Genomic DNA, 12,500 nt, shown 5'->3' with positions numbered 1-12,500 from the left:
CATCCATTGGACTGATTAAAATGAGTAATTCTTCGTCTACAAGAAAGCTTCACCTTAATTTATTTTTAGACGGTTATGGCCATCATTTGGCCAGTTGGAGACATCCAGCGAGTCAATTAAACCTAAGCCCCTATGAGCGCTACTTAAATGCAGCAAAAATAGCTGAAGAGGGGAAATTTGATGCCATTTTTTTTGCCGATAGTCTAGCTGTTGATCCAGCAACTGCGACATCAGGCAAAATTCGCGGTAACGAGATTGAGCCTCTTACATTACTTTCAGCAATCGCGACACAAACCCGTCATATTGGACTCATTGGGACAGCCACAACAACCTACAATGAGCCATATCATCTCGCAAGAAAGTTTGCCTCTTTAGACCAGATTTCTGCTGGACGTGCAGGCTGGAACCTCGTCACTACAGATTTTGCACTTGAAGCGAAAAATTTCAGCACAAAGGAACATGTCAAACATCAAGACCGCTATGCACGTGCTGAAGAATTTCACGATGTCGTAAAAGGACTTTGGAATAGTTGGGATGAAGATGCAGCTATTCATGATAAAGCCACAGGTATTTTCTTTAATCCAGATAAGGTACACACGCTCAATCATTGCGGTGATATTTTTCAGGTAAAAGGTCCACTCAATATTAGCCCAAGCCCACAGTCTCACCCTGTGGTAGTTCAGGCAGGCAGTTCAGAACGAGGCAAAAATCTGGCAGCTCGTACGGCAGATGTCATTTTTACTGCGCAATCCAACTTAGCCGCTGCACAGCAATTTTATAGCGATGTAAAGCAACGTCTTGAAGACTTTGATCGCCAAGAACATGAGTTAGTGGTCATGCCTGGCGTCTATGTGCTTGTTGCTCATACGAATGAAGAGGCTAAGAAACAGCAACAGCTTTTAGATGAGCTCGTTGATGATGACATTGGCCTTGGGCTTTTAGGAAGAATGTTGGGCAATTTTGACTTAAGCGGTGTTGATATAAATCAGCCTTTAGCTTCCTTAGATTTATCTGAAACCCAAACGGGGCAGCAAAGTCGCCAGCAATTAATTCAGGCACTCGGGCAAGAGCAGGGTCTAACCATTAAACAGCTCTATCAACGTATTGCATCGGGACGGGGGCATTTTTGTTTGGTTGGAACGCCAGAATATATCGCCGACCAGCTTGAAGAGTGGTTCGTTAGTGATGCAGCAGATGGGTTTAACATTATGCCTGCCGTCATATCAAACGGAATTAGGGACTTTGTCGATCTAGTTATTCCCATCCTTCAACAGCGCAATTTATTCCGCAAAGAATACGAAGGTCAAACATTAAGACAAAACCTCGGCCTCTTGGCTGATGCCGAATAGAAGGACAAAGTATGTATCTCGCAAATTCAGAACGATATCAAACATTTAAATATCGAAAAATTAAAAATAGCGGTTTGGTATTACCACCATTATCACTTGGTTGCTGGCATAACTTTGGAGATGACACTCCAATTCAGCAACAAAAATCGGTACTTTACACGGCGTTTGATCATGGAATTAATCATTTCGATCTAGCCAATAATTATGGAACACCCTTTGGAAGTGCAGAGGAAAATATTGGGCACTTTTTAAAAACTGATTTCAAGCCATATCGAGATGAACTTATTATTTCCACAAAGGCAGGCTGGGACATGTGGCCTGGACCTTATGGACAAGGTGGTAGCAGCCGAAAATATCTGATGGCTAGTCTTGATCAGAGCTTACAGCGACTGGGGCTTGATTATGTCGATATTTTTTATTCACATCGTTATGACCCAGAAACACCGCTTGAAGAAACAGCCAAGACACTTGCCGATATTGTGCAACAAGGTAAAGCTCTCTATGTGGGGATTTCTTCTGGATATACACCAGAATTAACTTTGCAGTTGATAGAATTGCTTCAGACCTATCACGTTCCACTTACTTTGCATCAACCGATTTACAATTTTTTTGAACGTCAGATTGAGCAAGGTTTAACAGAGACCGCTAAACAAGAGGGTTTTGGTGTAATTACGTTCTCACCACTGGCCCAAGGCCTATTGGCTGGACGATATCTGAATGGTGTACCTGAAGACTCACGTATTGGGCGTGGTAGTCGTTATTTACAGTCAGAGCATCTCGTTTCATTGAAGCTACAGCAAATACAGCAGTTAAATGAAATAGCAAAGTGTCGAGACCAGACATTGGCTCAATTGTCATTATCATGGGTTTTACGTGATGAACGGATTACATCAACAATCATTGGTGCTAGTCGACCAGAGCAGATCATCGAAAACTTAAAAGCATTACAAAACACTGTGTTTAGTGCAGATGAGTTGACTCAGATTGACGCTATTCTAAATACGCCATAAAACTCTATACAAAATTTGCAGCATGGCTTTCAAGGAGCCAATGCTGCAATGATTGAGCATTTTATTTGTTAAAAGCTAAGTTTCACGGTTGCACCAATGGTACGAGGCTGACCTAAACTAGCGAGAACAATACCATTAGAAGAGTTCCATGTATTAGTTACATAGGTTTCATTGGTGAGGTTTTTTACCCATAATGCAACATCCAGTTCATTTTCACCAATACGATGTCGGGCACCTAGACTCGCATTTGTTAATCCATAGGCTTTAATGACACTGTACGGGTTATTATCTAAAGAGCCATATGACCAATCTCGCCAAGCATAACTACCCGAAACATAGGGCTGCCAGTTATTATGCTCAGCTAAGTCATAACGGAAATTGAAATTTGCAATCCATTTCGGTACGCCATATACACGCTCTCCAGACAGATCTTGTGTGTTTACGCCTGTTGGAATGCTGATATTGGATGGAGCAGGGGCATTTTTATATTCTGTATAGGTAGTATCGTTAAGAGAACCATTAAAGTTAAGTGTAAGGCGACGAATAGGTTGATAGGTTGCATCGAGTTCGATCCCTCGGCTGCGTACTTTACCTGCATTTGCCAATACACTCACAACAGAGTTACCGACTTGTTCATAGCTTGTAGTTTGATAGTCAGAAACATCAATCCAGAATATATTGCTATTGAGCTGTAAGGTATTATTAAGAAAATTTTTTTTTAATCCAATTTCATAGTTATCTGCTTTTTCAGGATCAACCTTTAACGAGTTAGCACCAGCTGTTGGTGCAGAACCAATGCTTAGGTTAAAGCCACCTGATTTCTCACCGTGTGAATACGTTGCATAGGCCAGTGTACTCGGATTTAAACGATAGCTGCCAGTCAGTAAGCCAGAGTAACTTAAACCATGTTGCTTCAGTTCACCCGAGTCGTATGCTCCGAGCTGGGCATTTAGTAAATTACGCTCTGCCGCACTTAAACCCGAAACTGGTGTACCCCCAATAGGGTCGGTTCTATAGATACTAGCAGATTTATCTTCATAGGTGACTCGTGCACCTGTGGTGATGTCTAACTTCGGTGTCGCATGCCATGTACTTTGACCAAATACTGCTGAGCTTTTTGTCTCAGTTGTTCCATATGAATACGAATCTCGATTATTCAAAATATTCGATTGACCATTTGCAATTAAGGTTCTTACGCTCGGAACGTTATAAAGATAGAATGCGTCAGCCGTATCTCCATATAAAGAGAAAGTCGTATTGTCTAACTGTTGCTGAAAGTAATATAGACCTGTTACCCAATCCACTTTTTGATTTCCAGCAGAGGTTAGGCGTAGCTCTTGAGAGTACTGTTTATCTCGAACCGAAACACCAGCATTAGTCAATGCATTTGAGCTAATAAAATCACTGTTGGTTGGAGTGAAGTTCCAAAAGCGGTATGCACTAATCGACGTAATTTTTTTACCGCTATCTAGCGACCAATTGGCCTCTGCCGATCCACCACCTTGCTCAACAGACATGTGTTGTGGGGCATCTGAATGAATCTGTTTGTCTTTCCAGTTAGTGTAAAGATTTTTAGCACCTGACTGTGTGGCATTTTCTAAGTAACGATTGTAGTTATTTCCATATACAGTACTGTTAAACGTTGGCCCAGCGTAGTACACGACCATCGCGCCTTGATCATCATCTTGTTTATTGTAATCTGCAATTAGACGTAAATTAAAATTCTCTTGCGGCTTCCAGAGAATTTGACCGCGGACACCTTCGCGATCTGTATTGTTATAATCTTTACCATTATAGGTATTATGAATAAAACCATCTTGAGTCGTTTTATAAAAAGAGAGTCGGCCTGCCACATTTTCGGATAGTGCATCTGAAAACGTTCCTTTAGCTTGCAAATAATTGCGTGAGCCAAAAGAAATTTCAGCAGAATGGTCTGGGTCGAAGGTAGGCTGTTTTGAGCTAATGTTTAATAAGCCCGCCGTAGTATTTTTACCAAACAAGGTCCCTTGTGGCCCGCGTAATAATTCGAGTTGAGCAATATCTAATAAATCAAATACAGCCATGCCCGGGCGACCTAAGTAAACATTGTCCAGATAGACCCCAACACTCGCTTCCAAACCATCACTGGCTGGGTTATTACCCAAACCTCGAACTGCTACACTCGATTGACGTGGGTTTAAGAAAGCAACATTAAGGCTGGGTAGGGCTTGTTGTAGATCTTCAAGTTTACTGAGTTTTTGTGTTTCCAGTGTTTTGGCACTTAAAATACTAATGGGTGTTGGAACATTTTGTGCTTTTTCTTCACGTCTTCGTGTCGTCACAATAACATCTGCAAGCTGAATGACATCATCTGCTTTACTGTTTGACTGTGAATTTGACGTACTGGCTTCCGTTACCGCTGTACCTGAAGTAGTGGGAATGTCTTCGGCATAGACAATAGATGAATATCCTGCACACCCTATAAGTGAAATAAACAGACTTTGCGTGATTTTATTTAAAACTAATCTTTTTCTCTTGAAATGAAAGGTGTGCTTTTGAACTGACATTAATGACTCCATTTGTGTTTTCTTTGTGATGATTTTAATTTTTATGTAATTGAACACTGTCATTATCAGTACAAACTTAAGTTTATATTTTGATGATCTTATCTTTATATTTAATAGTAATTTTTTAAATATAGGCCTTTTAAAATATTGTTCAGGTGGCAAATGTAAAAGCCAGCATGAGGTGCTGGCTTAGTTCAATCTAAATACTAATCTCTTCGTTATCTTTATGCTTCAAATGGTTCTAGCTGATCATTCTGTAATAATCTTCGTTGTTGCACATTTTCAATCACACCATTTTCTTTCACATAAGTTGCCCATTCTTTGAGTAATTCATCGAGCTTTTCTGGATATTGTTTTGCCAAATCCTGAGTTTCGCCTTTATCATCTTTAAGGTTATATAGCTGCCAGCGATTTGGGCCATTTGGCGCAGGGATAAAGAGCGCTTTCCATTCTCCTTTGCGCAGAGCCTTTTGACCAAATAACTCCCAGCCTGTGACATGATCTTCACTGTGAATGTGATCTTGTTGTACTTGCAAGTATGGCAAGATAGAACGACCACGCAGTGGTACCAATTGACGACCTTTATACACCTGACCAGGATGCTGAATATTTAAATAATCTAACAGGGTTGGTAGTAAATCCATGACTGTCAGAAACTCGTGACTGATCTGATTTTGGCGTTTAAAACCTGCGTAGTGAATGAACGAAACTGTTCTAATTCCACCTTCGCTAGTATGAGCTTTATATAGGCGAGCAGGGGCAGTGGCTGCTTGTGCCCAATGTTCTCCGTACCAAACATATGAGTTTGCTCGTCCAATATTATCAATACTGTTGTCGTAATATTGCTCGATAATTTCATTAAGTTGGCCGCCAAAGACGGGCAGAGCTTCAAGTTGAGCACCTTCTGCACCATTGTCTGATAGAAAAATAACAATAGTATTGTCTAATTCCCCTCGATCTTTGAGGTATTCCACCACACGTCCAACGTTTTGATCCATACGATCTACCATGGCCGCATAGACTTCCATAATTCTTGAAGACTTATCACGTTGCTCTTGAGTAAGATTTTCCCAGAATGGAGTTCTAGCGAGGACAGGGTGAATCGTTGTTTCCGCATCTACCAATTGAAGTTGCTTGAGTTTCTCAAGGCGCTGTTCACGCAATTTAACGGGGCCATCTGCATAACGTCCTTTATAGCGATCGATATCTTCCTGAGGTGCCTGTAAGGGCCAGTGTGGTGCAGAGAAAGGCAAGTATGCAAAAAAAGGACGTCCTTGGCGTGCTTCATCATCTTGTAAAAAGTCTAGAAGGCGAGTGGTAAAATAATCTGATGAATAAAACCCTTGAGGCAGTTCTTCCGAAAACTCATCATCTTCTGCATAGAGCCCTTTTGTTGACTTAAGTAAGCGTGGAATTTGGTCTTCTGGAATATCCGCTTCAAATAGATAATGATTAGCTGCACCTGGTAATAATGCAAAAGAACGTTCAAACCCTTTTTTAATTGGAAAATATTCTGGTTTTAGTCCCAAATGCCATTTTCCAGACATAATGGTGTAGTAACCCGCATCTTTTAATAATTCTGGTAATGCGGCAACTTTGTTATTTAATACACCTTCGTAGCCTTCTTTACCTTCGAGCTCTGGGGTGAGGGCCTCTGCCATGGTCCCTAAACCAGCTAAATGATGGTCAGTGCCTGAAAGTAGCATCGCACGAGTGGGGGAGCAGGTTGACGCCGTATGAAAATTAGTCAGTCTTAAGCCGTTTAATGCTAATTCATTCAAATGAGGTGTATTGATTTCTCCGCCAAAAGCACCTAAATCTGAAAAACCTAAATCATCTGCCACAATTAATAAAATATTAGGTTGATTTTTGATATTTACATCTGTCATGTTTCATCCAACAAAGCGACTAAAATGCTTAGTGTAAATATGACAAATTTTTATTCTGTTTCTATTCTGACATTTATCTCCTAATAAAATCATATCATTATGACAAAAGCAGATATATCAAAGGAACTTAGTGGTACTGTTGAACTGATGAGTCTGTGCAATATCGCTTAGCTTTTCAAAGTCCAAAATAAAGATTTGGTTATATTTAACCTCAATGATGTTTTGGTTCGAAAGCGCTGCTAGTTCTTTATTAATGCTTTGTCTTGAGGTCTGCAAAAGTTCTGCCAGATTTTCCTGACTCAATTTGAGATTCAATAAAATTTTATCTTTATCCTGATAGGAATGATAATCCACTAGAAAAACTAGTTTTTTAGCGAGACGTGTTTGCAATGTTTCAGTTGAATAAATGAAATTTTGTTCACGATTTAGTTGTGTTCTTACACAGATTAATTTCAACACCATGAATAAAGCATCTGCGTTATTTCTGATGACATCCATAAACAATTGGCCAGGAAGATTGGCAATTACCGTTCTACCTTGTGCAATATGGTCGTGAAGTAGGGGTTGACCCGTTACGATCGGAACAATATTGATTAATGTACCTGAGGGCACAAAAATATCGGTGTGATATTTACCTTGAGATGTGCTCCAGCCAAGTTTAAGTGCGCCTTCAAGCAAAATATTGATATCAGTGCACGGATCATTTTGATTGTATATCGTTTGATTATGATAATACTTTCTTATTTTTAAATGCTGAATAAGCGTAGATTTCTCTGTATTAGATAAAGATTGGATAACCTGATAGTTTTCTAAAATACGAATACTTTTATGAATAAATTCATTGGTTATAATTTGATGATCCGAAGATTGTCCGCCGTCAAAATCATTCTGATATTTTGAGATAGGATTCCTAAACTCGATAATTGATGATGCTTTCATGATAAATCAGAGATATAAACTAAGATTTTAAACAGCTTATCAGAGTTAAAATTTATTCAAATTTCAAAAAAATATAATTTCATATTTAATTTTCATATGTGCGTGTTATTAATTATTTAAATATCAAAATATTTTTTTACGTGATGGATTGTCTCTGAAATAACAGAATAAGCCGCCGTTTCTGATAAAAATTCAGTCATATATTATGACAGGAAATTAACATGACCACATTTATTCAGAAACCAGCACAACAACTACACGTTAAAAAATTAACTGGTCGAATTGGGGCTGAAATATCAGGCATTCATTTAAGCTCTAAGCTTGATTCATCCACAGTTCAGTTTATACACGATGCGCTATTAGAGCATAAAGTACTCTTCTTTCGTGGCCAGCAACATTTGGGGGACACCGAACAAGAGAAATTTGCAGAATTGTTTGGTTCACCCGTTAAACATCCAACAGTACCAGCGGTGGATGGCACAGATTTTATTTTTGAACTTGACTCACAAAAAGGTGCACGCGCCAATTCTTGGCATACTGATGTCACTTTTGTGGATGCTTATCCTAAAATTAGTATCTTGAGAAGCCTAATCATCCCTGAAACAGGTGGTGATACAACTTGGGCAAATACGGAAACTGCTTATGAAGATCTTCCTGAGCTTTTAAAGCAATTTGCTGAGCAGTTGGTAGCTGTACATTCAAATGAATATGACTATGGTGGACCAAAACAAAATGTCGAGCCTGAACAACTAGAAAGACTGAAGAAAATTTTTGTATCTACCAAGTATGAGACAGAGCATCCAGTAGTCGTATTACATCCAGAAACGGGCAAGAAAAGCCTCTTACTTGGGCATTTTTTCAAACGACTTGTGGGGTTTAGTCAAAGTGATTCGCAGCTTTTATTTAATATTTTACAAGAAAAAGTAACGCGACCAGAAAATACAGTGCGTTGGCAATGGCAGGAAGGAGATGTGGTGATTTGGGATAATCGCTCTACACAGCACTATGCAGTTAACGATTATGGTGATCAACATCGCGTTGTACGCCGAATTACACTTGCCGGTGAAGTAACGACTGGTGTACATGGCTTAAAAGGTAAAACCATATTACCCAAAGATTTATCAGCAGAACAACTCGAAAAAGCCAAGCTTCACGCCGTTTTAAATGCCAACTAAAGACTATTTTAAACATGCAAAACGTCACTGTCGTTAAGCAGTGACGTTGTATATGTTGTTGAGAAAAACGATATGGCCACACTATCAAAACGTAATCGATTTATCTGGATTATTCCTGCATTTATTTTTGTCGCTTTGCTTCTGTTTATTTTCAAACCATCTTCATCAGCACCATCAAAAACAACGAATCAGACTGAAAACATTGTAAAAATTAGAATTGCAGTACCTGATCTAAGCAGTAGTGAAAGACATAGTAGCGGCACACCATTAGTTGATTATATATATTTAAATCAGTTACTTGAAAAAGAATTTGCAAAGAAAAATATTCAGGTTGAATGGCAATTTTTTAAAGGTGCAGGGCCAGTAATCAATGAAGCCTTGGCTAATAAACAATTAGATTTTGCTTTTTTAGGTGACTTAGCAGCCATTATTGGTAAATCGAATCAAATCGATACCACGTTACTGGTAGCAACTGGACGGCACATAGATGCTTATTTGGGTGTTTTGCCAAATAAAGGATATACCAGCCTCGAACAGTTAAAAGGTAAACGAATAGCAATTTTTCAAGGAACTGCTATGCAATTATCGTTTGATCAATATATCGAGCGATATGGCTTTACTGAAAAAGATTTCCGCATTATTAATTTGGATCCTGCTGCGGCCAATGCAGCACTTGCTGCTAAGCAAATTGATGCCAGCTGGGGTTTAATGCCAATTCTAGCGCTCAAACAGCAGAAAATTGTAGAGGTTCCGCTGAGTACTGGGCAGAGACAAGATGGAGCTGGCACAATTCAATCAGGTTTGGTGGGTCGTAGTGAGTTTATTAAACAACATCCTGAAATTGTCCAAACCTTAGTAAATACGGTTTTACAATCAGCACATTGGGTTTCACAGCCTGAAAATCGCGACAATGCCATTCAACTTGTCACTAAAAATGCAGGATTACCAACAGAACTCTATGCATTGAGTCTACAAGACAAAGCCTTAAAAACAGTTTTTTCACCACTTTTGGATGAATATTATCTTGGGCATCTACAAGAAGGTGTAAAGACTGCATTAAAGGCCAAGCTGATAAAACGCGATGTTGATGTAAAACAATGGCAAAATGCTGAGTTTGTAGAACGAGGGATTCAACAGTTGAATTACGTCAATTATTGGAATTCTTCAAAATAAAATTATTAAATTAATTTAGCTGTGCAAAAAGACCTTAACAAAGGTCTTTTTTATAAACCTCATATACGCATCTAAAATAATTAATAATTCTTTGTAGAGGCAACAAGTATAGCTAAACGTACAACAACAGAATCAAGGACTTAATAGTGAATTATAAAACTATTCGTATAATGTGATGTCCAGATTATGTTACTAAGCCCCAGTGAGAAAATTACAGAGTCTCACGGGGCTTTTTAACATCAATCTGCATTATGCGATCTCGATGTTCTGAGAGGTTGGGAAGGAGGAGGGACGACGACTGACCAACCGAGCAGAACACGGAGAAGGGGCATCCGGATGTAAAAAAGTCCACCATCTCTAGTGTGGACTTAACTCCCGAATTTGGGAATTTTAATCATCTTTCCCCAAGTATTTTCTTCTGTATTCAAGCACATCTGCGGCTGTTAATTCCTTGATGTGCTTTCGAATTAAAGCGTGAATTACATCACTTTCTTTAATCTTCATTTTTTTTTCAATCATGATATCTAGGGTCTTCTTTTCGACCATTTCTGATTCTTCTTCTCTCAATCTCTGTGATATAGCCATTTGTAACACCGCTAAATGTAATAAGTGACAAATAATAATAAAATATGTTGATTTGTCACATGTGATATTGTATAAATCGCATTAAATGTGATTTGTGACAAATAACAAATGTTAGATAAAATCGTTATGCACATACCTGTTGATGCTTCACTTGTCGATATTGACAGTGAAGGTCGGTATTGCGTTTTCGGTTTTGATTTGCTTGATATCGGTTTGAAATTTGGTTCTTACGATGTCTTTAAAGATGAAGACGGTAATACTAAGTGTCAGGTTTTAAATCATCCATATTCAAGATTGCCTACTTCTTATACGAAGATGGCTTTTAAGTTTTTTCATGAAGGGAAGAACTATCCATATGTAGAACTGAAAGCTAGTCCTGCGAAGATTCTTCAAGGTCACAATGTTTTCGGTTCTGATTGGATAGAGCAGGGAGCGCTTGAAATGCTTGGGTATCTTGCTGAATCACATCCGACGCTTTACGGCATGTTAGCCATTGGGGAAACTGAAATTAAGCAACTTGATGCAACTTATTCAGCACGTTTACGTGATGACAATCAAGTTTCTCAAGTTATTGACTTTATGAGAAATATGTCTTCAAGACATATTCGTAAATCAGAAAAGCAAGTTGTATATAAGAACACTGTTTATTTTGGTTCCGAACGCGGTAAGCGTTTTGCTCGTAAAGTTTACGGTAAGTCATGTGAGTTTCAGGCTCAACTTGATGAACAAATTAAGCTTGCAAAAGCGAATGATAAATCTGCTCAGCGTGTCGTTAAAGTTATGTCTGATCCTGATTTATTGGCCTTTACTAAAGGGCTTTTGCGGTTTGAAACAGGCATTAAAGCCTATGTTATGAAAGAACTCGGTATTCCGACTAATTTATTTCAACTTATTCGTTATCAACGCGCTAATCCTAATTTTTTACGTGATCTATGGATCAAGGCTAATTCTGAAATTTTTAAAGCCCTTGAGGGTACTGCAATGAAAGCTACTGACCACGATACTGTCTTTAATCATTTATGTTCTGTATACGCTAAGCGAACGGCTTTAGGTCGTGTTTCGCTTACTAAAGCCCGTAATTTATTTACTTTCTATACGAATCTTGAAGTACATGGCTTTGAGGTTTTAAAGAAGCGTTATTCAGATACGCGTTTTTATGCAAATGTTGCTGATTTAGTTGCAGCTGGTTACTCGAAAGCATTCTTGCAGAATCTGCATGTTGAATCTAAATCAAACATTATTCCATTTCTTAAACTTGTCGAAATTAATTTCGAAAATCAAGTACCTGAGAACTTTAAAGAACCAATTTCTACATTTAATCAGCGTGAATTACGCATCGCATAAGGATTTTTATCATGTCAGCACAAATTATTTTTAATGCCAAGTTACTCAAGATTGATGTTAAGCCAGATCCTAAGACTGGTCAGCCTAATATGCGTCTTATTTTTAAATCACAGAAGTTTGACCGTGGTTTAGAAGAAATGGTTGATTGTTCGCAACCAGTCAAAGTTGATCCAGAGCATCAACACTTATTAGAGTTTTATAAGTGTTATACGAACAAAGATATTTATTTGCCTGTGTCATTGATAGCAGTTGATGGCAACGTTTATTACCGTACGGCTGGTGATGGCAAGGTGTTACAGCTAGAAGAAAAGAAAGCGCCAGAGCTAAAAGCTTAATGTTATCAAAAGCTTACTTATACGATACTTCGTATAATGTGATGTCCAGATTATGTTACTAAGCCCCAGTGAGAAAATTACAGAGTCTCACGGGGCTTTTTAACATCAATCTGCATTATGCGATCTCGATGTTCTGAGAGGTTGGGAAGGAGGAG

Annotated in this window: 10 protein-coding genes; 6 read left to right on the top strand and 4 right to left on the bottom strand. The window is 38.7% G+C overall.

The window, feature by feature from the left end; translation table 11 throughout:
• The first annotated feature begins 20 nt into the window (after positions 1-20).
• Both ACIF8R_RS03025 and mgrA read left to right on the top strand, forming a co-directional pair.
• Positions 21-1,349, top strand: coding sequence for an LLM class flavin-dependent oxidoreductase (locus ACIF8R_RS03025; RefSeq protein WP_162283734.1), 1,329 nt, complete (start codon positions 21-23; stop codon positions 1,347-1,349).
• Positions 1,350-1,360: 11 nt separating this feature from the next.
• Positions 1,361-2,359 carry an L-glyceraldehyde 3-phosphate reductase gene (mgrA, locus tag ACIF8R_RS03020; protein ID WP_396479001.1) on the top strand — a complete coding sequence of 333 codons (999 nt, stop codon included), beginning with the start codon at positions 1,361-1,363 and terminating at the stop codon, positions 2,357-2,359.
• Between the two features lie 68 nt (positions 2,360-2,427).
• Here mgrA and ACIF8R_RS03015 read toward each other — a convergent pair whose 3' ends face one another.
• The 3 genes from ACIF8R_RS03015 to ACIF8R_RS03005 all read right to left on the bottom strand — a co-directional run bounded on the left by ACIF8R_RS03015 (position 2,428) and on the right by ACIF8R_RS03005 (position 7,733).
• Positions 2,428-4,917: a TonB-dependent receptor gene (locus ACIF8R_RS03015; protein ID WP_396478999.1), complete on the bottom strand. Its 2,490-nt coding sequence runs from the start codon at positions 4,915-4,917 to the stop codon at positions 2,428-2,430.
• A gap of 212 nt (positions 4,918-5,129) precedes the next feature.
• Complete coding sequence (locus ACIF8R_RS03010) at positions 5,130-6,794, bottom strand: arylsulfatase (protein ID WP_212284004.1); 1,665 nt, start codon at positions 6,792-6,794, stop codon at positions 5,130-5,132.
• Between the two features lie 117 nt (positions 6,795-6,911).
• Positions 6,912-7,733, bottom strand: a complete 822-nt coding sequence (locus tag ACIF8R_RS03005; protein WP_004701544.1) for a Crp/Fnr family transcriptional regulator — start codon at positions 7,731-7,733, stop codon at positions 6,912-6,914.
• 221 nt (positions 7,734-7,954) lie between these two features.
• Here ACIF8R_RS03005 and ACIF8R_RS03000 point away from each other — a divergent pair, with 221 nt between their 5' ends.
• Together ACIF8R_RS03000 and ACIF8R_RS02995 are read left to right on the top strand one after the other, a co-directional pair.
• On the top strand, positions 7,955-8,908 hold the full coding sequence (locus ACIF8R_RS03000; protein ID WP_396478996.1) for a TauD/TfdA dioxygenase family protein: 954 nt from the start codon (positions 7,955-7,957) through the stop codon (positions 8,906-8,908).
• 72 nt (positions 8,909-8,980) lie between these two features.
• Positions 8,981-10,081, top strand: coding sequence for an ABC transporter substrate-binding protein (locus ACIF8R_RS02995; RefSeq protein ID WP_396478994.1), 1,101 nt, complete (start codon positions 8,981-8,983; stop codon positions 10,079-10,081).
• A gap of 390 nt (positions 10,082-10,471) precedes the next feature.
• On the opposite strand, the gene ACIF8R_RS02990 is transcribed toward ACIF8R_RS02995, so the two are convergent.
• Positions 10,472-10,666 carry a hypothetical protein gene (locus tag ACIF8R_RS02990; protein WP_031996160.1) on the bottom strand — a complete coding sequence of 65 codons (195 nt, stop codon included), beginning with the start codon at positions 10,664-10,666 and terminating at the stop codon, positions 10,472-10,474.
• Positions 10,667-10,774: 108 nt separating this feature from the next.
• Between ACIF8R_RS02990 and ACIF8R_RS02985 the strand changes: the two genes are divergently transcribed.
• Positions 10,775-12,010, top strand: a complete 1,236-nt coding sequence (locus ACIF8R_RS02985; protein WP_396478992.1) for a phage/plasmid replication protein, II/X family — start codon at positions 10,775-10,777, stop codon at positions 12,008-12,010.
• An 11-nt stretch (positions 12,011-12,021) separates the two neighbouring features.
• Positions 12,022-12,345, top strand: coding sequence for a hypothetical protein (locus tag ACIF8R_RS02980; RefSeq protein WP_396478990.1), 324 nt, complete (start codon positions 12,022-12,024; stop codon positions 12,343-12,345).
• Positions 12,346-12,500 lie beyond the last annotated feature (155 nt).

The organism is Acinetobacter sp. ABJ_C4_1 (assembly GCF_044538495.1).
GTDB classification, from domain to species: Bacteria; Pseudomonadota; Gammaproteobacteria; order Pseudomonadales; family Moraxellaceae; genus Acinetobacter; species Acinetobacter nosocomialis_A.
This window is presented reverse-complemented; position numbering and strand designations above follow the sequence as displayed.

Bases quoted from the DNA above. Each gene is read 5' to 3' on its own strand.
- ACIF8R_RS03025 (WP_162283734.1), top strand. From the start codon at position 21: ATGAGTAATTCTTCGTCTACAAGAAAGCTTCACCTTAATTTATTTTTA.
- mgrA (WP_396479001.1), top strand. From the start codon at position 1,361: ATGTATCTCGCAAATTCAGAACGATATCAAACATTTAAATATCGAAAA.
- ACIF8R_RS03015 (WP_396478999.1), bottom strand. From the start codon at position 4,917: ATGGAGTCATTAATGTCAGTTCAAAAGCACACCTTTCATTTCAAGAGA.
- ACIF8R_RS03010 (WP_212284004.1), bottom strand. From the start codon at position 6,794: ATGACAGATGTAAATATCAAAAATCAACCTAATATTTTATTAATTGTG.
- ACIF8R_RS03005 (WP_004701544.1), bottom strand. From the start codon at position 7,733: ATGAAAGCATCATCAATTATCGAGTTTAGGAATCCTATCTCAAAATAT.
- ACIF8R_RS03000 (WP_396478996.1), top strand. From the start codon at position 7,955: ATGACCACATTTATTCAGAAACCAGCACAACAACTACACGTTAAAAAA.
- ACIF8R_RS02995 (WP_396478994.1), top strand. From the start codon at position 8,981: ATGGCCACACTATCAAAACGTAATCGATTTATCTGGATTATTCCTGCA.
- ACIF8R_RS02990 (WP_031996160.1), bottom strand. From the start codon at position 10,666: ATGGCTATATCACAGAGATTGAGAGAAGAAGAATCAGAAATGGTCGAA.
- ACIF8R_RS02985 (WP_396478992.1), top strand. From the start codon at position 10,775: ATGTTAGATAAAATCGTTATGCACATACCTGTTGATGCTTCACTTGTC.
- ACIF8R_RS02980 (WP_396478990.1), top strand. From the start codon at position 12,022: ATGTCAGCACAAATTATTTTTAATGCCAAGTTACTCAAGATTGATGTT.